The organism is Rhodococcus sp. PSi06, assembly GCF_054960675.1.
Map to the genome: position 1 here is coordinate 67,437 of NZ_JBHNYO010000009.1, position 20,527 is coordinate 87,963.

20 protein-coding genes are annotated in these 20,527 nt (G+C 65.1%); 17 read left to right on the forward strand and 3 right to left on the reverse strand.

The features are described 5' to 3' along the window. Positions 1-7: 7 nt before the first annotated feature. The 5 genes from pgsA (at position 8) to pdxS (ending at position 4,837) form a co-directional block, all read left to right on the forward strand. Positions 8-691 (forward strand): phosphatidylinositol phosphate synthase, encoded by a 684-nt coding sequence (gene pgsA / locus ACFI9K_RS13360; protein WP_462663937.1) that lies wholly within the window; start codon positions 8-10, stop codon positions 689-691. Continuing rightward, positions 688-1,593 carry a phosphatidylinositol mannoside acyltransferase gene (locus ACFI9K_RS13365; protein WP_462663938.1) on the forward strand — a complete coding sequence of 302 codons (906 nt, stop codon included), beginning with the start codon at positions 688-690 and terminating at the stop codon, positions 1,591-1,593. Before pgsA ends, ACFI9K_RS13365 begins: the two co-directional genes overlap by 4 nt. Next, positions 1,590-2,714, forward strand: coding sequence for a glycosyltransferase family 4 protein (locus ACFI9K_RS13370; RefSeq protein ID WP_462663939.1), 1,125 nt, complete (start codon positions 1,590-1,592; stop codon positions 2,712-2,714). Before ACFI9K_RS13365 ends, ACFI9K_RS13370 begins: the two co-directional genes overlap by 4 nt. Continuing rightward, positions 2,714-3,739, forward strand: coding sequence for an NUDIX hydrolase (locus tag ACFI9K_RS13375; RefSeq protein WP_462663940.1), 1,026 nt, complete (start codon positions 2,714-2,716; stop codon positions 3,737-3,739). Before ACFI9K_RS13370 ends, ACFI9K_RS13375 begins: the two co-directional genes overlap by 1 nt. Positions 3,740-3,895: 156 nt before the next feature. After that, positions 3,896-4,837, forward strand: a complete 942-nt coding sequence (gene pdxS, locus ACFI9K_RS13380; RefSeq protein ID WP_462663941.1) for a pyridoxal 5'-phosphate synthase lyase subunit PdxS — start codon at positions 3,896-3,898, stop codon at positions 4,835-4,837. 7 nt (positions 4,838-4,844) lie between these two features. Here pdxS and ACFI9K_RS13385 read toward each other — a convergent pair whose 3' ends face one another. Then, positions 4,845-5,489 (reverse strand): nucleoside/nucleotide kinase family protein, encoded by a 645-nt coding sequence (locus ACFI9K_RS13385; protein ID WP_462663942.1) that lies wholly within the window; start codon positions 5,487-5,489, stop codon positions 4,845-4,847. A 59-nt stretch (positions 5,490-5,548) separates the two neighbouring features. Here ACFI9K_RS13385 and ACFI9K_RS13390 point away from each other — a divergent pair, with 59 nt between their 5' ends. From ACFI9K_RS13390 to ACFI9K_RS13445, 12 genes are all read left to right on the forward strand, one after another. Continuing rightward, a complete protein-coding gene (locus tag ACFI9K_RS13390) occupies positions 5,549-6,400 on the forward strand; it encodes an acyl-CoA thioesterase (protein ID WP_222094905.1) in 852 nt (283 codons plus the stop codon). Beyond that, entirely contained in the window at positions 6,397-6,999 is a 603-nt protein-coding gene (gene pdxT, locus ACFI9K_RS13395; RefSeq protein WP_222094904.1) for a pyridoxal 5'-phosphate synthase glutaminase subunit PdxT, read from the forward strand. Before ACFI9K_RS13390 ends, pdxT begins: the two co-directional genes overlap by 4 nt. 88 nt (positions 7,000-7,087) lie before the next feature. Continuing rightward, on the forward strand, positions 7,088-7,846 hold the full coding sequence (locus ACFI9K_RS13400; protein ID WP_222094903.1) for a YebC/PmpR family DNA-binding transcriptional regulator: 759 nt from the start codon (positions 7,088-7,090) through the stop codon (positions 7,844-7,846). A gap of 106 nt (positions 7,847-7,952) precedes the next feature. Continuing rightward, on the forward strand, positions 7,953-8,570 hold the full coding sequence (gene ruvC, locus ACFI9K_RS13405) for a crossover junction endodeoxyribonuclease RuvC (RefSeq protein WP_037189428.1): 618 nt from the start codon (positions 7,953-7,955) through the stop codon (positions 8,568-8,570). Beyond that, on the forward strand, positions 8,567-9,172 hold the full coding sequence (gene ruvA, locus ACFI9K_RS13410) for a Holliday junction branch migration protein RuvA (protein WP_462663943.1): 606 nt from the start codon (positions 8,567-8,569) through the stop codon (positions 9,170-9,172). The genes ruvC and ruvA overlap by 4 nt, the downstream gene beginning before the upstream one ends. 54 nt (positions 9,173-9,226) lie before the next feature. Next, positions 9,227-10,255: a Holliday junction branch migration DNA helicase RuvB gene (gene ruvB / locus ACFI9K_RS13415; protein ID WP_462664065.1), complete on the forward strand. Its 1,029-nt coding sequence runs from the start codon at positions 9,227-9,229 to the stop codon at positions 10,253-10,255. 139 nt (positions 10,256-10,394) lie between these two features. Then, positions 10,395-10,805 (forward strand): preprotein translocase subunit YajC, encoded by a 411-nt coding sequence (yajC, locus tag ACFI9K_RS13420; RefSeq protein WP_462663944.1) that lies wholly within the window; start codon positions 10,395-10,397, stop codon positions 10,803-10,805. A 162-nt stretch (positions 10,806-10,967) separates the two neighbouring features. Next, positions 10,968-12,743 carry a protein translocase subunit SecD gene (gene secD, locus ACFI9K_RS13425; RefSeq protein WP_462663945.1) on the forward strand — a complete coding sequence of 592 codons (1,776 nt, stop codon included), beginning with the start codon at positions 10,968-10,970 and terminating at the stop codon, positions 12,741-12,743. A gap of 1 nt (position 12,744) precedes the next feature. Continuing rightward, positions 12,745-13,926, forward strand: a complete 1,182-nt coding sequence (secF, locus tag ACFI9K_RS13430; RefSeq protein ID WP_462663946.1) for a protein translocase subunit SecF — start codon at positions 12,745-12,747, stop codon at positions 13,924-13,926. Between the two features lie 58 nt (positions 13,927-13,984). Then, positions 13,985-15,655, forward strand: coding sequence for an ABC transporter substrate-binding protein (locus tag ACFI9K_RS13435; RefSeq protein WP_462664066.1), 1,671 nt, complete (start codon positions 13,985-13,987; stop codon positions 15,653-15,655). Further along, complete coding sequence (locus ACFI9K_RS13440; protein WP_462663947.1) at positions 15,652-16,209, forward strand: adenine phosphoribosyltransferase; 558 nt, start codon at positions 15,652-15,654, stop codon at positions 16,207-16,209. Before ACFI9K_RS13435 ends, ACFI9K_RS13440 begins: the two co-directional genes overlap by 4 nt. A 233-nt stretch (positions 16,210-16,442) precedes the next feature. Next, entirely contained in the window at positions 16,443-18,764 is a 2,322-nt protein-coding gene (locus ACFI9K_RS13445; protein ID WP_462664067.1) for a RelA/SpoT family protein, read from the forward strand. Between the two features lie 69 nt (positions 18,765-18,833). On the opposite strand, the gene ACFI9K_RS13450 is transcribed toward ACFI9K_RS13445, so the two are convergent. Together ACFI9K_RS13450 and ACFI9K_RS13455 are read right to left on the reverse strand one after the other, a co-directional pair. Then, positions 18,834-19,631, reverse strand: coding sequence for a peptidylprolyl isomerase (locus ACFI9K_RS13450; RefSeq protein ID WP_462663948.1), 798 nt, complete (start codon positions 19,629-19,631; stop codon positions 18,834-18,836). Then, positions 19,628-20,491: a peptidylprolyl isomerase gene (locus ACFI9K_RS13455; protein ID WP_462663949.1), complete on the reverse strand. Its 864-nt coding sequence runs from the start codon at positions 20,489-20,491 to the stop codon at positions 19,628-19,630. The genes ACFI9K_RS13450 and ACFI9K_RS13455 overlap by 4 nt, the downstream gene beginning before the upstream one ends. Positions 20,492-20,527: the final 36 nt, after the last annotated feature.

A 20,527-nucleotide genomic window follows, 5' to 3' on the forward strand; every position in this document is an offset into this window, starting at 1 on the left:
ATGCGCCGTGCTGAGCATTTTCGGCCGTGCGCCGGTGTCGAAGGTGACCGCCCCGCTCGGGCGCGCTCTCAACAGCACTGGACTGACCCCGGACTCGGTGACCGTCATCGGCACCGTCGTCACCGTCACCGCAGCGGTGACGATGTTCCCCGCCGGTTACCTGTGGTGGGGTTCGATCGTCATCACCTTGTTCGTGCTCTTCGACATGCTCGACGGCGCCATGGCACGGGCCAGGGGCGGCGGCACCAAGTACGGGGCCGTGCTCGACGCGACCTGCGATCGAGTGGCCGACGGCGCGATCTTCGGTGGACTCGCCTGGTGGGCAGTCTATTCCGAGGACAACAAGCCATTACTCGTGGCCACGCTGATCTGCCTGGTCACCTCACAGGTCATCTCGTACGCCAAGGCCCGCGCAGAGGCCAGCGGACTCTCGGCCGACGGTGGTTGGATCGAACGTCCCGATCGACTCGTCATCGTCCTCGTCGGGGCCGGGTTCACCGGGGTCGGTCGCCATTTCGACATTCCATGGCTCGACAGCCTCATCTACCCGGCAATGTGGATTCTCGCTGCCCTGAGCATCGTGACCGTCTTCCAGCGCGTACTGGCGGTCCGTGGATCCGACGGGGCTCGCGACATCATCGTGCCGCCCACCACTCCATCCACCGGCGACGGTGACGTGGCTGCGTCGTGAATCTCTCCGACAGGGCCAGCGACCTCGGGTACGCCGCCGGGTGGCGGCTGGTCCGATCGTTGCCGGAAGGCGTGGCCAGAGGACTCTTCGATCGCGGTGCGGACATCGCGGCCACCCGGAACGGTGGTCCGGATCAGTTGCGACGCAATCTCGCTCGGGTACTGGGAACCAGCCCTGGCGAGGTGCCCGACGAATTGATTCGTGACAGCGTCCGCTCGTACGCCCGCTACTGGCGGGAGGCCTTCCGGTTGCCGTCGATGGATCTGGCCGCACAGGCAGCCGTCATCGATGAATGTGTCAACGGACAAGAACATCTCGAAGCTGCACTCGCTACGGGCAAGGGTGCTGTGCTGGCGCTGCCGCACAGTGGTAATTGGGACATGGCCGGTATGTGGTTGGTGCGGAAGCACGGCGGCCTCTCCACAGTGGCCGAGCGCCTGAAGCCCGAGTCGCTGTATCAGCGATTCGTTGCTTATCGGGAAAGTCTCGGCTTCGAGATCTTTCCGCTCAGTGGCGGTGAGCAGCCGCCTTTGAAGGCGCTGAGCGAGAGGCTCCGCGAGAACAAGGTCGTGTGTCTGCTGGGCGAACGCGACCTCGCCAAGCATGGCGTGCCGGTGAGCTTCTTCGGCGAACCGACGCGCATGCCCGCGGGGGCAGCGAAGTTGGCGATCGACACCGGCGCGACGCTGCTGCCGGTGCACGGCTATTTCGACGGTGACGGCTGGGGCTTCGATATCTCACCCGCAGTGGATGTCTCTGCTGGAATCGATTCGGCCACACAGACATTGGCCGATCATTTCGCCGCCGGTGTCCGAGCGCACCCGGCCGACTGGCACATGCTGCAACCGTTGTGGATGAGCGACTGGTCCGCCGAGCGTCGCGCGCGAATCGAGGGCGCGTGAAGATCGGTATGGTCTGCCCGTACTCGTTCGACGTTCCCGGCGGGGTGCAGGCGCACGTGCAGCAGTTGGCTGAGGTGTTCCTCGAGCGCGGGCATCGAGTGAGTGTTCTCGCTCCGGCGTCGGACGACGTCGAGTTGCCGGATTTCGTGGTGTCGGCCGGTGAGGCACTCGCCATTCCCTACAACGGTTCGGTCGCGCGCCTTCGATTCGGTCCGGTGACCTATTCGCGCATCCGTAAGTGGATCTCGGACAACGATTTCGACGTGCTGCACATCCACGAACCGAACGCGCCGAGTCTGTCCATGCTGGCCCTCAAAGCCGCGGACGGTCCGATCGTTGCGACCTTCCACACCTCCACCACGAAATCCTTGGTGCTCAGCACGTTCCAGGGTGTCCTACGCCCGTACCACGAGAAGATCAGTGGCCGGATCGCGGTGTCGGAACTCGCTCGGCGGTGGCAGGTCGAGGCCCTCGGATCCGATGCGGTGGAAATCCCCAACGGCGTCGACGTGCCGGCGTTCGCCGATGCCGCAGTGTTGGAAGGCTATCCGCGTGCGGGCCGTACCGTGCTTTTCCTGGGCCGATTCGACGAACCGCGCAAGGGAATGGCCGTTCTGCTCGGTGCTCTGCCCGCATTGGTGGAATCGCATCCCGACATCGAAATTCTCGTCGTCGGACGGGGCGACGAGGACAAGCTTCGCAAGGAGGCAGGCGCACTCGCGTCGCACCTGACCTTCCTGGGACAGGTGGACGATGCGACCAAGGCGTCCGCGATGCGCAGCGCCGATGTCTACTGCGCCCCGAACCTCGGCGGTGAGAGCTTCGGCATCGTGCTCGTCGAGGCGATGGCAGCGGGAACACCGGTCGTGGCAAGCGAACTCGATGCCTTCCGTCGGGTGTTGAAGGACGGCACCTGCGGACTGCTGGTTCCGATCGACGACTCCGATGCCCTCGCCCTGGCCGTCACCTCGATCCTGTCCGACGACTCCGTCCGGGACCGACTGGTCGACGCCGCGTCGGTGGCTGTATCTGCCTACGACTGGCCCGTCGTGGCCGAGCAAATCCTGCGGGTCTACGAGACGGTCACGCTCGGCGGTCAGAAAGTACGAGCGTCCACCTGATGACACTCTCTGCCGTCACCATCCTGGTGTTGGGGCTGATCGCAGTACTGATCCTCGTCATCGGTCTCTGGGCCTACGGGACGGCGAACCGACTCGATCGCCTGCACGTGCGTACCGACCTGGCCTGGCAGTCCCTCGACGCCGCACTCGCCCGTCGCGCCGTCGTCGCGCGAGCGGTATCCGCGGCCACCCGCGACTCGGCACCGTCGAGCAGAGAACTTGCCGCGCTGGCCGATCGAGCCGAGCGAGCCGACCGGTCACAGCGGGAGGAAGCCGAGAATGCGGTGTCCATGGCACTCGCTGTCGTCGAACCGAATGCGCTTCCCCCACAACTGGTTGCGGAATTGGCAGACGCCGAGGCCCGCGTTCTGATCGCGCGGCGCTTCCACAACGATGCCGTCCGCGACACACTGGCGTTGCGCGTCCGTCGACCGGTTCGGTGGTTGCATCTCGGCGGAACAGCAGCGCTGCCGGCGTACTTCGAGATTGCGGAACGTTCTGCCGGCGCGACGTTCGGCAGCGAGAATCGCGCCACTCCGCGCACGTCGGCGCGGGTGGTGTTGCTCGACGAGCGCGGCCGCGTACTGCTGTTGCGCGGACACGATCCGACCGTGCCCGATACCTTCTTCTGGTTCACGATCGGTGGGGCAGTGGAGAAGGGTGAAACGCTCCGCGAGGCAGCGGTGCGAGAAGTGCACGAAGAAACCGGATTGCGTGTGGTCGCAGCCGATCTACGTGGACCGTTGTGGCGACGAGTTGCCACGTTCCCGTTCAACGGAACGCTGATCAGATCCGAGGAGCTGTTCTTCGCCCACCGAACGCAGGAGTTCGAGCCGCAGAGCGCCGGCTTCACCGATTTCGAGCGCCGGACCGTGACCGGGCACCAGTGGTGCACCGAGTCCGACATTCGAGCGCTGAGCGCGCTCGGCGAGAACGTCTACCCCCAGGACCTGGCCGAACTCCTGGACGAGGTCAATGTGGCTCTCGCTCGACGTGGTGATCCGGACGTGCGCGCCATCAGGTAGGCATCTGGACCCTTTCGAGCAGTCCAGCAATCGCCAAGTGGTTATGGGAATCGCACGTGTCGAGGCCTATCGTTCTGGGCGCGACATCGCGCCATGCGCACTCGCACCTATCAGCCCGGAGCGCTGCCAGAGCGTCGAACAACACAGGAGTTTCGCTTGAGTACCCCACACGCCTCGAACACATCCGCGGTATCGGTCGACGGTGGATCCGGCGAGAACGGAATCGGCACCGCCCGCGTCAAGCGAGGAATGGCCGAGATGCTCAAGGGCGGCGTCATCATGGACGTGGTGACTGCCGATCAGGCCAAGATCGCCGAAGACGCCGGAGCAGTCGCCGTCATGGCTCTCGAGCGCGTTCCCGCCGACATCCGCGCTCAGGGTGGGGTGTCGCGTATGAGCGATCCCGACATGATCGACAGCATCATCGCCTCGGTGAGCATTCCGGTGATGGCCAAGGCGCGCATCGGGCACTTCGTCGAGGCTCAGATACTGCAGAGCCTGGGGGTCGACTACATCGACGAGTCCGAGGTGCTCACCCCGGCCGACCACGCCAACCACATCGACAAGTGGAACTTCACCGCTCCGTTCGTGTGTGGTGCGACCAACCTTGGCGAGGCGCTCCGTCGAATCACCGAGGGCGCAGCCATGATTCGTTCCAAGGGCGAGGCCGGTACCGGAGACGTCTCGAACGCGACGACGCACATGCGCAAGATTCGCGACGAGATTCGCCGCCTCACGTCGCTTCCCGAGGACGAGCTGTACGTTGCGGCGAAGGAACTTCAGGCTCCGTACGACCTGGTGGTCGAAGTTGCACGTGTCGGAAAGTTGCCGGTCACGTTGTTCACCGCCGGAGGCATCGCCACTCCCGCCGACGCTGCGATGATGATGCAGCTCGGTGCCGAGGGCGTGTTCGTCGGATCGGGAATCTTCAAGTCCGGCAACCCCAAGGAGCGCGCCGAGGCGATCGTCAAGGCCACCACGTTCTTCGACGACCCCGACGTCCTCGCGAAGGTCTCGCGTGGCCTGGGTGAGGCGATGGTCGGCATCAACGTCGACGACCTGCCCGTCGGGCACCGGCTCGCCGAGCGCGGTTGGTGACTCGCTTCTAGGGCCGACGTTCAAAGGCCGGACGGCTCGGATGGTCCCAGCGGACCGTGAAATCCGGCCGGCCGGCGGAACGATCCGACAGATCCAGGCCGTCGTAGTACGTCATCAGGGCCTCGCAGGTCCATTCCTCGGCCGGATCGGTTCTACGCCGTAGGGCAGTCTCGGACAGGCGAAGGTGTACCGACAGGTCGACGTCGAGGCCTCGCCCGAGCAACATGGGCCCGGCGATGAGCACGATTTCGTTCGGCGCGGCCGGCACGGTGCGTGCCCGCGCCGATCGATCGGTCGCCTCATCCCATAGCCGGGGCAGGAAGTGGCCTGCGCCACCGGTCCTCAATGGTGCGATCACCTCTCGCGACACGGCGTCGTAGTCGAACCACAATGTGCGATAGCTCAATTCGTCGTGGCGTGAATACTCGAATCGAATCGATGCCGGGCGCACGTAATCGTGCAGATCGACCACCGCGGCCGAACGTCCGCGCGAGCGGGCGTGTTCTGCTGTGCGCGAGGCGAACTCGACCGGCTGCGCGGCATCGGCACCGTCGACCACGACGATCGTGCGAGTGTCGATCGGGCAGGAATCGACGATCGATTCCACGAGGAGATCGGGAAAGATCGGTACAGGTTGACCCACACCGACCATCTTGCCTGCTCCATTCATTGTTAGCCTGAGCCGTTGTCACAGAAAGGTGGACACCAGCCATGGCCAGCATCGAGGACATTCTCGAATTGGAACGAATCGAGAACGACATCTATCGGGGACGCACGTTCCCGAGTCGTCTGCCGCGCACGTTCGGCGGTCAGGTCGCAGGCCAAGCTCTCGTCGCCGCAGTGCGCACGGTGGCACCGGAGTTTCGAGTGCACTCGCTGCACGGCTACTTTCTGCGGCCGGGCAACCCGAACGAACCGGCCGTGTTCATGGTGGATCGAATCCGCGACGGACGGTCGTTCTGCACCCGCCGAGTCACCGGAATTCAGGACGGTAAGGCGATCTTCACGATGTCGGCCTCGTTCCACGGCGACGACGACGGCATTTCGCATCAGGACCTCATGCCCGAGGTCGTCGGTCCGGAAACACTGCCCGATCCCACCACTCTGGCGGAGTACGACACCTCCTATTACAAGGAATGGTCCGAGTGGGACATCCGTCTCATTCCCGACGATCAGACCGTCAAGCATCCGAGTTTCGCCGCGCAACAACGGGTGTGGTTCCGCTACCGGGACACGTTGCCCGACGATCAGGTGTTCCACGTCTGCGCTCTGGCCTACATGAGCGATATGACGCTCATCGGGTCGGCCAAGGTGCCGCATCCGGATGCTGTCACGCAGACGGCGTCACTCGATCATGCGTTGTGGTTTCTGCGGCCGTTCCGGGCGGACGAGTGGTTGCTCTACGACCAGACGTCGCCGTCCGCCGACTTCGGGCGAGCACTGGCGCAGGGTCGAATCTTCGATACCTCCGGTCGGATGGTCGCAGCGGTGGTGCAAGAGGGATTGATGCGTTTCGAGAGGGACACCTCGAAGCAGCACGTCGATCCCTTCGGTGTGAAGTGAGTGCTCCGACCATCGGAGTTCTCGCACTGCAGGGCGATGTTCGCGAACATCTGGCCGCACTCGAGTCGAGTGGCGCGCATGGAGTCACCGTGCGGCGTCCGGCCGAACTCGCGCAGATCGACGGGCTGATCATCCCCGGCGGCGAATCGACGACCATGAGCAATCTGCTCGGTGTGTTCGATCTTCTCGACCCGTTGCGTGCTCGCTTGGGCGAAGGCATGCCCGCCTACGGATCGTGCGCGGGGATGATTCTGTTGGCGTCCGAAGTTCTCGACACCAGGCCCGACGCCCGGCATCTGGACGCCCTCGATATCACCGTGCGGCGTAACGCCTTCGGTCGCCAGGTCGACTCCTTCGAGACCGATCTCGACGTCGTGGACATCGAGGGTGGGCCGGTGCGAGCGGTGTTCATTCGGGCGCCCTGGGTGGAACGGGTCGGAGAACACGTCGAGGTGCTCGCCGCTGTCGTTCACGGACCGGCTGCCGGTCGGGTGGTGGCCGTACGACAGAACTCGGTGCTGGCGACCAGCTTTCATCCCGAGGTCACCGGAGACGATCGCGTACACCGACTCTTCGTGGACATGGTGCGCCACCACTAGGACTCGTCCGGAGCAGGTCGGTCCCGAGCGCGGTACCGGGCGAGTAAAGTCGACAACACTGATTTCGAGCAGGAAGGGGCTCTATCGCATGAGCGGCCACTCAAAATGGGCCACCACCAAGCACAAGAAGGCGGTGATCGACGCCCGACGCGGCAAGTCTTTCGCCAAACTCATCAAGAACATCGAGGTGGCGGCCCGCACGGGTGGCGGTGACCCCACGGGCAACCCGACTCTCTTCGACGCCATCCAGAAGGCGAAGAAGACCTCGGTTCCGATCGACAACATCGAGCGGGCCCGTAAGCGCGGAGCAGGCGAAGAAACCGGTGGAGCCGACTGGCAGACCATCATGTACGAGGGCTACGGCCCCAACGGTGTGGCGATTCTGATCGAGTGCCTCACCGACAACCGCAACCGCGCCGCAGGCGAGGTTCGCGTGGCGATGACGCGCAACGGCGGAAACATGGCAGACCCGGGATCGGTGTCGTACCTGTTCTCGCGCAAGGGTGTGGTGACCCTCGAAAAGAACGGTCAGAGTGAGGACGACGTCCTGATGGCCGTACTCGAAGCCGGTGCCGAAGAAGTCAACGACAACGGCGACACCTTCGAGATCGTCAGTGAGCCGACCGACCTGATCGCAGTACGTACGTCGTTGCAGGACGCCGGAATCGACTACGACTCGGCCGAGGCCAGCTTCCAGGCGTCGGTCAGCGTTCCGGTCGACGCAGACGGTGCGCGCAAGGTCTTCAAGCTCATCGACGCCCTGGAAGACAGCGACGACGTGCAGAACGTCTGGTCCAACGTCGAGCTGTCCGACGAGGTCATGGCCGAGCTCGACGACGAGGACTGACCACTCGATTTCGATCGAGCCAACAGGCCGGGTGTCGTATCCCTGATCCGCGGGTCCGCTCCGCTACGCTATCGAACAACAGTTCGTAAGCGGAAGGTGTGGTGGCGTGCGGGTGATGGGTGTCGACCCCGGTCTCACCAGGTGTGGGCTCAGTTTGATCGAGGGAGGCGTGGGCCGCACGGTCGTGGCGCTCGACGTGGACGTGGTCCGAACTCCCGCTGATATGGATCTCGCGCAGCGCCTGTTGCGCATCTCCGAGGCCGCAGAGTACTGGCTCGACACGCACAAGCCCTCCGTGGTGGCCATCGAGCGGGTGTTCGCACAACACAATGTGCGCACCGCGATGGGTACCGCGCAGGCCGGTGGGGTGATCGCGCTGGCGGCGGCCCGGCGCGGCGTCGACGTCTGCTTTCACACCCCGAGTGAGGTCAAGGCGGCGGTCACGGGCAATGGATCCGCCGACAAGGCCCAGGTCACAGCGATGGTCATGCGTATTCTCGGTCTGCAAACCGCGCCGACTCCGGCCGACGCCGCCGATGCGCTCGCGCTCGGTATCTGTCATTGCTGGCGTGCTCCGATGATCGCGCGGATGGCCAAGGCGGAAGCCATGGCGGCGGAGCAGAAGCGCAAGTACGACGCGCGTCTGGCCGAGGAGCGCAAAGCGCGCGCCGTCGTCGCACGCAGAATCGAGAAGATGGCCAAGAAAGAGGCGGGCGCACGATGATCGCATCGATCAGAGGCTCGGTGATCGACATCGCACTCGATCATGCGGTGCTCGAGGCCGCGGGCGTCGGATACCGCGTCAGCGCCACTCCGGCGACGCTGTCCACGCTGCACCGGGGAAGTGAATCGACCCTCCTGACCACCATGATCGTGCGGGAAGACTCGCAGACGCTCTTCGGTTTCCCGGACAAGGAATCGCGCGAGCTGTTCGAGTTGCTCCTGACCGTGACCGGGGTCGGGCCACGTATCGCGATGGCCACGCTCGCCGTGCACGAACCCGATGCGCTGCGAACCGCGTTGGCGGACAGCGATATCGGCGCACTCACCAAGGTTCCCGGAATCGGCAAGCGCGGCGCGGAGAGAATGGTCGTCGAATTGCGGGACAAGGTGGACGCGGTGGTCGGCCGCGCCGCGAACTCGGTTCTACCGGGATCGGGTGCCGGAAATTCTGTGCGCGATCAGATCGTCGAGGCGTTGATCGGACTCGGTTTTCCGGCGAAGCAGGCCGAGGAGTCCACCGACGCGGTACTCGCCCAGCAGCCCGAGGCAACCACATCGGCTGCGCTCAGGTCGGCGCTGGCGTACCTCGGAAAATCCAGGTAGGTAGACGTGAACGAGGACGACCAGTTCGCAGAATCCCAGGTGGGTGCGGACGCCATGTCCGACGATCTGGATGTCGAGACGAGCCTGCGTCCGAAGAATCTCACCGACTTCATCGGTCAGCCTCGGGTCCGTGAGCAGCTCCAGCTCGTGCTCTCCGGTGCCAAGATGCGTGGGGGAACTCCCGACCACATTCTGATGTCCGGTCCTCCGGGGCTCGGCAAGACCAGCATGGCGATGATCATCGCTGCCGAACTGGGAACATCGCTACGGCTCACGTCCGGTCCGGCACTCGAGCGGGCCGGAGACCTCGCCGCCATGCTCAGCAACCTCGTCGAGGGTGACGTGCTGTTCATCGACGAAATCCATCGCATCGCCCGCCCGGCCGAGGAGATGCTGTATCTCGCGATGGAGGACTTTCGCGTCGACGTCATCGTCGGCAAGGGCCCGGGAGCGACGTCCATTCCGCTCGAGGTTGCCCCGTTCACCCTGGTCGGTGCGACCACCAGGTCGGGTGCTCTGACCGGTCCACTACGCGACCGATTCGGATTCGTGGCGCACATGGATTTCTACGAGCCGAATGAACTGGAGCGCATTCTCATGCGGTCGGCCGGAATTCTCGGTGTCCCGATCGACCGAGACGGATGCGCCGAGATCGCCGGCCGATCCCGCGGCACGCCGCGCATTGCGAACCGGTTGCTCAGACGAGTCCGCGACTACGCGGACGTCAGAGGAGACGGCACGGTCACTCGAGAGACGGCCAAAGCCGCCCTGGTGGTGTACGACGTGGACAAACTCGGACTCGACCGACTCGACCGAGCTGTTCTCAGCGCCCTCATCCGCAGCTTCGGCGGCGGACCTGTAGGGGTGTCGACTCTGGCGGTGGCGGTCGGTGAGGAGCCCTCGACGGTCGAAGAGGTGTGCGAGCCGTTCCTGGTGCGTGCCGGCATGATCGCCCGCACGCCGCGAGGTCGCGTCGCAACTGCCACCGCGTGGCAACACCTCGGCTTGACACCGCCGCCGGACCTCGCGGTGGGTGGAATCTCGGTCCGGTCCACCGAGGCTGCGCAGGGCTTATTCGACTGAATCGGGCACAACACGCCCATGTTCGGACCGGACCGGTTCCAGGTGATGGCACACTGGGTAGCTGCGAGACCCGCGTCCGCGGCGTTCCTGCACGAGACAATGACGATTTTTCACCCGAGCTTCGAGGACTGACCTTCCGATGGATTTGCTGTTTCCGCTGCTGATCGTGGCCCTTCTGGTACCGCTCTTTCTCAATGCGCGTCGACAGAAGAAGGTGCTGGCCAAGACCACGGAGATGCAGGACTCGTTGAAGGTCGGCGACGAAGTGGTCACCACAGCCGGTCTGTACGCCCGCGTGGTACTGGTCGAGGACGACACGATCGACCTCGAAATCGCCGACGGTGTCATCACCACCTGGTCCCGTGCCGTGGTGCGAGAGGTACTGCCCGACGAGTCCGACTTCGACGACACCGAGTCCGATACCACCGCCGAGGCCGACATCGCTGCCCTCGACTCCAGCGCGACTCCGGGACCGTCGTTGAACAAGGCCGATGTCGGTGGGCCTGACGAGACGGTCGAGCAGACGTCGAAGCGTTTGGAAAAAGAGTGAACGACCGTTGATTCGAACCGCTGTCGGAGACAGAATCCGGCAGCGGTTTCGTCTGCGGTGACCCTTGTGGTGCACAATCGCACCGCGCTCTGCTGACATCACGAGCCGCCAGGCCCTGCAGGAACCGACACTTTCCATCGCCTCAGAGGAGAAACACACACCGTGGCACCTTCCAGCGGACCGGTGCGTCCCGCCCGCTATCTCGCCGTTTTCGCGGTGCTGATGGCAGCGGTGTATGCCCTGGTCTTCTTCACCGGAGACAAAGACCCCTCGCCGAAGTTGGGAATCGACCTGCAGGGTGGCACCCGCGTCACGCTCACTGCGCGGACTCCCGACGGCAACGCGCCGACCCAGGAGAGCCTGAAGCAGGCGCAGCAGATCATCGAGACGCGAGTGAACGGTCTCGGTGTCACGGGGTCCGAGGTGGTCGTCGACGGTGACAACCTGGTGATCACGGTGCCGGGAGACGACAGTTCTCAGGCGCGCACTCTCGGCCAGACCGCTCGCCTGTTCATCCGACCCGTCGTGGGATCGGTTGCCCCGTCGGCGGGCCAGGCTGCAGGGTCGCAGCAAGCGCCGGTCGATCCTGCCGCTCCTGCAGATCCCGCCGCGCCCGCTGCTCCTGCAGATCCGGCTGCTCCTGCAGATCCAGCGGCACCGGCCGCGCCTCAGAGCCGGGTGTTCCCGGCTCAGGATCCGTCGACGGTCGATCCGACGCCTGCTCCCGCGACGGACGCCCCCGCGACCGAGGCCCCCGCGACGGACGATCCTGCCGCGGACGCATCGCTGTCCGATGCCGATCGCGCTGCTCAGGAGATCGCCGACGCCAAGACGCTGCGGCAGAGTGAGGATCAACAGATTCAGCAGCTGGCGATGCAGTCGCTCGATTGCAACGCCGCCGACCCCCTCGCGGGCAACGACGATCCGGCGCTACCCCTCGTCGCGTGCTCGACTGACGGAACTGCTGTCTACCTGCTGGGACCGACAATCATCGACGGTCAGCAGATCGCCGACGCCACCTCCGGGTTCGACAGCCAGCAGGCCCAGTTCCAGGTGAGCCTGAGCTTCGACTCCGAGGGTTCCAACACGTGGGCCCAGTTCACCGCGGCCAACCTGCAGAAGCAGGCGGCATTCGTGCTGGACTCGAAGGTGATCAGCGCGCCGGTGATTCAAGGTGCCACACCCGCAGGCAGTGCCACGTCGATCACCGGCAACTTCAACGCGCAGTCCGCGTCGGAGTTGGCCAACACGCTCAAGTACGGCTCTCTGCCACTGTCCTTCGTGTCCTCCGAGGCCGAAACCGTCTCGGCCACACTGGGATTGGCCTCGTTGGAAGCCGGCCTCGTCGCTGGAGCCATCGGGCTCGCGCTCGTGCTGGTCTACTGCCTGCTGTACTACCGAGCCTTGGGCCTGCTCACCGCCCTGTCTCTGGCACTGGCAGGTCTCGTCGTCTACGGGATCATCGTTCTGTTGGGCAGGTGGATCAGCTTCACCCTCGACCTCGCAGGCATCGCCGGACTCATCATCGGAATCGGTATGACGGCGGACTCGTTCGTGGTGTTCTTCGAACGCATCAAGGACGAGATTCGTGAGGGTCGCAGCTTCCGATCGGCAGTACCACGCGGTTGGGCACGTGCCCGCAAGACGATCCTGTCCGGCAACGCGGTCAGCTTCATCGCGGCCGCAGTGCTCTACGTACTCGCGGTGGGTCAGGTCCGCGGCTTCGCGTTCACTCTGGGTTTGACGACCATTCTGGACATCGTCGTCGTGGTGCTGGTGACCTGGCCGCTGGTGTACCTCGCATCCAAGTCGAAGTTCTGGTCCAAGCCGTCCGTCAACGGCCTCGGTGCCGTCCAGCAGATCGCGCTCGAACGCAAGCGTGCAGCCAACAAGGCGCTCGCCGTCAAGACCGGCACCGCGCCGTCGAAGGAGGCATGACATGTCGAACACGACCACGTCGACCCCATCGCCCCTCGACGACTCGAGTGTCGATCAGTCCACGCAGCCCAGGCACAGCTGGCTGTCCAGGCTGTACACCGGAACCGGCGCCTTCGACATCGTGGGCCGTCGGCGCTTCTACTACATCCTCACCGGTGTCATCGTGCTGGTGTGTCTGCTGAGCTTCCTGGTTCGCGGATTCACACTCGGCATCGATTTCGAGGGCGGAACCAGGATCGCCTTGCCGGCGGCGGACAACATCTCCACCGAGCAGGTCGAAACGGTCTACGACGACTCGTTGGGTATGCCGCCCGTGTCGGTGCAAACGGTCGGCTCCGGCGCTGCCGCGACGGTGCAGATTCGTTCCGAGGCTCTCGACCCCGGTCAAGTGGACAGTTTGCGACAGGCGTTGTTCCAGGCTTTCCAGCCTCAGGACAACAGCGGCACTGCAACCCCCAATGCGATCAGCGTGTCCGACGTCAGTGAGACGTGGGGAGGTCAGATCACGCAGAAGGCGCTGATCGCGCTCGCGGTCTTCCTGGTCATCGTCAGCATCTACATTGCCGTTCGATACGAACGGGACATGGCGTTCGCAGCTCTGGCTGCGCTGGGGTTCGACCTCGTCGTCACGGCAGGCGTGTATTCGCTCGTCGGATTCGAGGTGACCCCGGCGACGGTCATCGGGTTGCTGACAATTCTCGGCTTCTCGCTGTACGACTCGGTGGTGGTGTTCGACAAGGTCGAAGAGAACACCCGCGGAATCTTGAACCTGCACCGAAAGACGTACGCCGAGCAAGCGAACTTGGCGGTCAACCAGACCTTGATGCGCTCGATCAACACCACGGTCATCGGTGTCCTGCCGGTGATCGCGCTGATGATCGTCGCGGTGTGGCTGCTCGGCGTCGGCACTCTCAAGGACCTGGCTCTGGTCCAGCTCGTCGGCATGATCGTCGGCGCCTACTCGTCCATCTTCTTCGCTACTCCGCTGTTGGTCACGCTCAAGGAGAAGTGGGGCCCGGTCGCTGCGCACACACGCAAGGTCCACTCCAAGCGTGCCGATGCCGCGGCCCGCGCGGCCGGACTGGCTCCCGAACCGGTGGCCGTCGGTGTGACTACCAGCACGGCGTCGACCCCGCAGCCGGGTAATCGGCCCACCGGAAAGCGAAACAAGAAGCGGCGGTAGAAACCACCCCCGACTGGGACGGAGACTGCACGTGAAACGCAGGTGGAGCGCGGCACTGATGACCGCTGGTGTCGCGGCGGTGTCCATCACCGCGTGTTCGTCACCCGAGGACAAGGTTCCGTCGATCGGTTACTCGTTCGACAACGTCGTCGACACGTACAACGCGAGAACGGTCGACGGCGCGGCATCGGGAGCCAGACAGGCCTTCACTCGCGTGCAGGTAGGCTTCAGCTACCTCGGGCCCGAGGGAGATGCGCTGTCGGACAACGACATCGGGACCACGGCAATCGTTCCCGGTGACGTGTTGACCGTGCAGTACTCCATAGCGCCGGCGGCGAAGTACTCCGACGGTGCACCGATGGCCTGCGACGACCTGGTGTTGGCCTGGGCGGCGAACAGTGGCCGATTCGCCACCGACGAGCCCATGTTCGACGCGGCGTCCTCGGCCGGATACTCCGACATCCAACGCATCGACTGCGTCCCCGGGGGCAAGGAAGCCACGGTCGTGTTCGCCCCCGGGCGCAGTTACCAGAATTGGCGCGCGCTGTTCGGTGCCACCGATCTGTTGCCCGCACACGTCGCGGCTCGCGCGGCGGGAGTGCCGAATGTCGTCGATCCCATCCTGGCCGGCGACAACGACGTCGTGAGCCGCATCGCCGAATTCTGGAACACCGGGTGGACGCTGACACCCGGCTCGATCGACACGTCGTTACTGCCCTCGGCCGGGCCGTATCGGGTCGACTCGTACACCGCCGACGGCGGTCTGGTTCTCGTCGCGAACGAGGCCTGGTGGGGAATTCCGCCCGAGACCGAGCAGGTGGTCGTCTGGCCCAAGGGCACCGACGTGGCTGCAAAGGTGGCCGACGGCTCGCTCGACGTACTCGACCACGGTGCCGGTGCCGTCGACCTCGGTGCGGCGGAGGGATTCGTGACCAGCGACGAGCCGTCGCGCGGCGTCGAACAGTTGACGTTCGCAACGCAGGGTGTGCTGGCCGACGCCAATGCACGGCGAGCGGTCGCCGCGTGCATCCCGAGATCGGATCTGTTCGACACGCTCGGACATCCGGGATCGCCGGCTCCGGCGGCCGGGCTGGGCTCGGGCCTCGTCGATTCCCGACTGGTCCAACTCGACACCCTCGAGTATCCGGCGGTCGCCACCGTGGTGGGCGATCGGTACCGGCGTTCGGACCTGGACCGGGCGACCAAGGAACTTGCCACCGCAGGCGAGAGCGCGCTGACCGTTCGCGTCGGCTACCGCGGGCCCGATGCCCGCCGCGCGGAGGAGGTCAGCCGCATGGCGACCGACTGCGCGGCCGCGGGAATCACGATCGTGGATGCGAGCTCACCGGACTTCACGCCGTCCGCCCTGCGCGGCGGTGCGGTCGACGCGGTCCTGGGCAGCAGTGGTTCACTGCCAGGGCCGTCGGGGTCGGCCGGCGGAGCGCTCGCGCGATACTCGCTGCGGACGGGGAGCGGCGTGAACGTCGGCGGCTACAGCAACGGCCGGATCGATTCCATCGTCGATCAGTTGGCGGTGACCGTCGACCCGGAGCGCGTCCTCGCACTCGCCACCGAAGGCGAGAACATCCTGTGGAACGACATGCCGTCTCTTCCGTTGTACAACGAACCACGCACCACCGTCGTGAGCGAGGGCATGCAGGACGTGCTGCCCAACCCCACAGCCGCCGGTGCCGGATGGAACATGGATCGGTGGGTGCTTCTGCGATGAACGACTCGGTAGAGACAAGCGACGCGGTGGACAGGCCGAGCGCCGCCGATGCCGTGACTCGGCTGACGCGGTGGGTCGACGACTTTCCCGTTCCCGGTGTGCGCTTCGGCGACCTGACACCGGTGTTCGCCGACGGCCCGGCATTGCGCAGCGTGGTGTCCGAGCTGGCGCACGGTTTCGACGGGGTGGACCTGGTCGCCGGAATCGACGCGCGCGGATTCTTGCTGGGTGCCGGTGTGGCCTTGGAGCTGGGCTGTGGGGTGCTGGCGGTGCGCAAGGCCGGAAAGCTCCCGCCCCCGGTGCACTCGCGATCCTACGATCTCGAATACGGCACCGCCGAGTTGCAGATCCCGACGGCGATCGAGGTTGCCGGCCGACGGGTGCTGGTGGTCGACGATGTGCTGGCGACGGGCGGAACGGTCGAGGCGACCGCTCGGCTGCTCGCAGATCAGGGTGCGGTGATAGTCGGGGCTGCCGTTGTTCTCGAAATTGCGGCCCTGGGCGGCCGTGAGAGATGCAGTGACTACCCGCTCTCCTGCCTGGTGCGAGTATGAGGACTAAAGTCTCTACGTAATGCGTTCTCCGGATGCGTCCGGCGACAGCGTGGAGCGCGTGGCAGGAGGTGATGAGAGTGACCCGATACATCGATCAGCCCTTGCCTGATGGACCGGCCGTCCCCGAACGGTCCGACGTCGCCGATCCAAGAGGAGTCTCCGATCGGACCGGCGTCGAGGTAGCGCCGAAGGACGATGCTGCGTCCGGAGTTACCTCTCCGGCCGTCGAACCGGTGTCTTCTCGTGAATCGGTTGCCGACGATGCGCAGGCACCGTCCGGCGCGCGCAACTCGGCACCGGTGCCGACGTCGGCTTCGCGGCGGGTGCGGGCCCGTCTGGCACGCCGCATCACCGCCGGGCGTAGCGCCGCCGTCAAGCCGGTTCTCGAACCTCTCGTCAGTCTGCACCGCGAGCTGTATCCCAAGGCCGATCTCGCGTTGTTGCAGCGCGCCTACGATGTCGCGGACGAACTGCACGCGTCGCAGATGCGTAAATCCGGTGATCCCTACATCACTCACCCGCTCGCCGTGGCCAACATCCTGGCCGAGCTGGGGATGGACACCACGACGCTGGTCGCGGCACTGCTGCACGACACGGTCGAGGACACCGGGTATTCGCTCGCCAAGCTGACCGAGGAGTTCGGCGAGGAGGTGTCCCATCTCGTCGACGGGGTGACCAAACTCGACAAGGTGGTTCTCGGAACCGCGGCCGAAGGCGAGACCATTCGCAAGATGATCATCGCGATGGCGCGAGATCCGCGGGTGCTCGTCATCAAGGTGGCGGACCGACTGCACAACATGCGCACCATGCGGTTCCTGCCGCCCGAGAAGCAGGCCCGCAAGGCCAAGGAAACCCTGGAAGTCATTGCGCCGCTCGCGCATCGGCTCGGAATGGCCACCGTCAAGTGGGAGCTGGAGGACCTTGCGTTCGCCATCCTGCACCCCAAGAAGTACGACGAGATCGTGCGCCTCGTCGCAGATCGGGCACCGTCCCGAGACACCTATCTCGAGAAGGTGCGGGCCGAGATCAACGCGACACTGGCCGCGTCGCGCATCAGCGCAGTCGTAGAGGGACGACCGAAGCACTACTGGTCGATCTACCAGAAGATGATCGTCAAGGGTCGCGACTTCGACGATATTCACGACCTGGTGGGCGTGCGCATCCTGTGCGACGAGATTCGCGACTGTTACGCCGCTGTGGGCGTCGTGCACTCGCTGTGGCAGCCGATGGCGGGCCGCTTCAAGGATTACATCGCGCAACCGCGCTACGGCGTCTACCAGTCGTTGCACACCACGGTGATCGGGCCCGAGGGCAAACCCCTCGAGGTGCAGATCCGGACACGCGATATGCACCGGACGGCAGAGTTCGGAATCGCGGCGCATTGGCGATACAAGGAAACCAAGGGAAAGCACTCTCAGGACAACGCCGAAGTCGACGACATGGCGTGGATGCGCCAGCTGCTCGATTGGCAGCGTGAAGCCGCGGATCCCGGAGAGTTTCTCGAGTCCCTGCGGTACGACCTTGCGGTCAAGGAGATCTTCGTCTTCACACCCAAGGGCGACGTCGTCACCCTGCCTGCCGGTTCGTGTCCGGTCGACTTCGCCTATGCGGTACACACCGAGGTCGGCCACCGCTGTATCGGCGCACGGGTCAACGGTCGTCTGGTCGCGCTCGAACGCACGTTGGACAACGGTGAAGTGGTCGAGGTGTTCACCTCCAAGGCTGCCACTGCAGGGCCCAGCCGGGACTGGCAGGGTTTCGTTGCATCGCCGCGAGCGAAGACCAAGATTCGGCAGTGGTTCGCCAAGGAACGCCGCGAGGAAGCACTCGAGGCCGGCAAGGACGCCATCGCCAAGGAGGTCCGTCGAGGCGGACTACCGTTGCAGCGGTTGATGAATGCCGAATCGATGTCGACCATTGCGCACGAACTGCGGTACGTCGATGTCTCGGCCCTCTACACCGCGGTCGGCGAGAATCACGTGTCCGCTCGCCACGTGGTGCAGCGTCTGGTTGCTCATCTCGGTGGTGTCGGCGATGTCGAGGAAGAGCTCGCCGAGCGGTCGACCCCGTCCACCATTCCCACCCGGCCTCGCCAGGTCGGTGATGCCGGGGTGCTGGTCACCGGTGCGGACGGTATCGTAGCGAAACTCGCTAAGTGCTGTACTCCCGTGCCGGGAGACGAGATCCTCGGATTCGTCACCCGCGGCGGTTCGGTCAGCGTGCACCGCACCGACTGCACCAATGCTCGTTCGCTCGAGGAACAGTCCGAGCGGTTCATCGAGGTTCAGTGGGCCCCGTCGGCGTCCTCGGTGTTCTTGGTAGCCATTCAGATCGAGGCACTCGACCGGCACCGACTGCTCTCCGATGTCACCAAGGCGCTGGCCGACGAGAAGGTCAACATTCTGTCGGCATCGGTCGCCACCTCGGGAGACAGGGTTGCGATCAGCAAGTTCACGTTCGAGATGGGCGATCCGAAGCATCTCGGTCACGTGCTCAATGTGGTCCGCAACGTCGAGGGCGTCTATGACGTCTACCGGCTGACCTCGGCTGCCTGACAGACCCCGACAACGACGAGAGGGTGAGCAGAGTATCTCTGCTCACCCTCTCGTCGTTCGAATCGCGATCTAGGCGGTCGCCGATTCCAGGATCACCGGGTTGGCCGGCGCACCGTCCTCCGAGCCTCCGGTGACCCCTCCCGCCGCGATGGCGTCGAGGGTCTCCAGTCCGCTCTCGGAGATGGTGCCGAACACCGTGTACTGCGGCGGCAGCACGGAATCGGCGTACACCAGGAAGAACTGGCTGCCATTGGTATCGGGACCGGCATTGGCCATCGCGAGCGTCCCCCGTGGGTACACCACCGGATTCTCCGCCTGGTCGGGATCAGCCGTGTATGCCGTCGTGGGGTACTCGTTGGCGAAGCTGTAGCCGGGTCCGCCGCGACCGGATCCGGAGGGATCGCCGCACTGGAGTACTTCCAGACCCGGCGACGTCGTCAACCGGTGGCAGGGGGAACCGTCGAAGTATCCCTGCTGGGCGAGGCTGACGACGCTGTTCACCGTGCACGGTGCTTGCGTTCGGTCCAGCGTGATATCGATCGGGCCCTGGCTGGTGGTCAGGGCAACGTCGACGGTGCCGAACACGTCGACATTGTCGACGGGCGGCGGATTCACCTCCTTCGCGGCCGGCGTTTGCGCCGGATACGAGCAGGACACCGTGTCGGTCGCCGGCTGCGGCACGGCCGGCAGTGCGCCGAAACGAGACAGGTCCAGTGCGGGCCGCTGCGTCGTCGTTGCCGCCGGAGTCGAAGCCGTCGTCGACGAGGTTCCTGCGGGCTGGGCCGCGGGCTCGGCCGAACTCGAGCAGCCGGCCAGTACCAGCGCGGTAGCGGAGATCCCGATCAGGAGGACGGAGGTGCGGTTCACAGGTCGCTCAACATGGTGGTGATGTCGACGGGCTCGGCGGGTGCCCCGTCGGATGCGCCACCTTGCACGCCCTTGGCTGCGATCGCGTCGAGGGTGGCGAGGCCGGTCTCGTCGATCGTGCCGAACGCGGTGTAGGCCGGAGGCAGTTCGGAGTCTCCGTAGACGAGGAAGAACTGGCTGCCGTTGGTGCCCGGCCCCGCATTGGCCATGGCCAGCGTGCCGCGCGGGTACGCGATCGGTGTCTGCGCGGCTGGATCGCCTTCGGCGAAGGTGTCGGTGGGGAATTCGTCGGCGAACTGGTACCCCGGTCCACCGCTTCCGGTACCCGTGGGATCGCCGCACTGCAACACCTGAAGGCCGGCGCCCGTGGTCAGACGGTGACAGGTGGTGCCGTCGAAGTAGCCCTGGTTGGCAAGCGAGACGAAACTGTTCACCGTGCACGGCGATTCGGGGTTGTTCAGACTCAAGCCGATGTTGCCCTGAGTCGTGGTCATGCTGTAGCTCAACGGCTCGTCGCTGGTGGGGACGTTGTCGGTGCGCGGGGGAGTGTTCGCCTTCGCCGCAGGCTGTGCCGCCGCGGGGTAGGAGCAGTTCACCGTCTCGGGCAAGGGCTCCGAGCGCCCTGCTGCGATGAGGGAGTCGGCGGGTGCCGACGTCGTCGATTCCTGAGCGGTGGTCGCATCGTCGTCACCGCGGGTCACCACGTACACGACCGACACGACGGCCACGACTGCGACGACACCGAGAATGGAACCTGCGATCGTCAATTGCTTACGACGCCGTGCTCGCTCCGCGCGGCGTACGAGTTGGCGTTCGAGCTTTCGTTTGGCAGCCTCGCGCCGTTGCTCGTTGCTGGGCAATTCGTGTTCCTCCCGCTTGTCCGAAATCGACCTCGC

Bases quoted from the DNA above. Each gene is read 5' to 3' on its own strand.
- ACFI9K_RS13400 (WP_222094903.1), top strand. From the start codon at position 7,088: ATGAGCGGCCACTCAAAATGGGCCACCACCAAGCACAAGAAGGCGGTG.
- ACFI9K_RS13385 (WP_462663942.1), bottom strand. From the start codon at position 5,489: ATGGTCGGTGTGGGTCAACCTGTACCGATCTTTCCCGATCTCCTCGTG.
- ACFI9K_RS13435 (WP_462664066.1), top strand. From the start codon at position 13,985: ATGACCGCTGGTGTCGCGGCGGTGTCCATCACCGCGTGTTCGTCACCC.
- secF (WP_462663946.1), top strand. From the start codon at position 12,745: ATGTCGAACACGACCACGTCGACCCCATCGCCCCTCGACGACTCGAGT.
- ACFI9K_RS13390 (WP_222094905.1), top strand. From the start codon at position 5,549: ATGGCCAGCATCGAGGACATTCTCGAATTGGAACGAATCGAGAACGAC.
- ruvA (WP_462663943.1), top strand. From the start codon at position 8,567: ATGATCGCATCGATCAGAGGCTCGGTGATCGACATCGCACTCGATCAT.
- ACFI9K_RS13440 (WP_462663947.1), top strand. From the start codon at position 15,652: ATGAACGACTCGGTAGAGACAAGCGACGCGGTGGACAGGCCGAGCGCC.
- ruvB (WP_462664065.1), top strand. From the start codon at position 9,227: ATGTCCGACGATCTGGATGTCGAGACGAGCCTGCGTCCGAAGAATCTC.
- yajC (WP_462663944.1), top strand. From the start codon at position 10,395: ATGGATTTGCTGTTTCCGCTGCTGATCGTGGCCCTTCTGGTACCGCTC.
- ACFI9K_RS13375 (WP_462663940.1), top strand. From the start codon at position 2,714: ATGACACTCTCTGCCGTCACCATCCTGGTGTTGGGGCTGATCGCAGTA.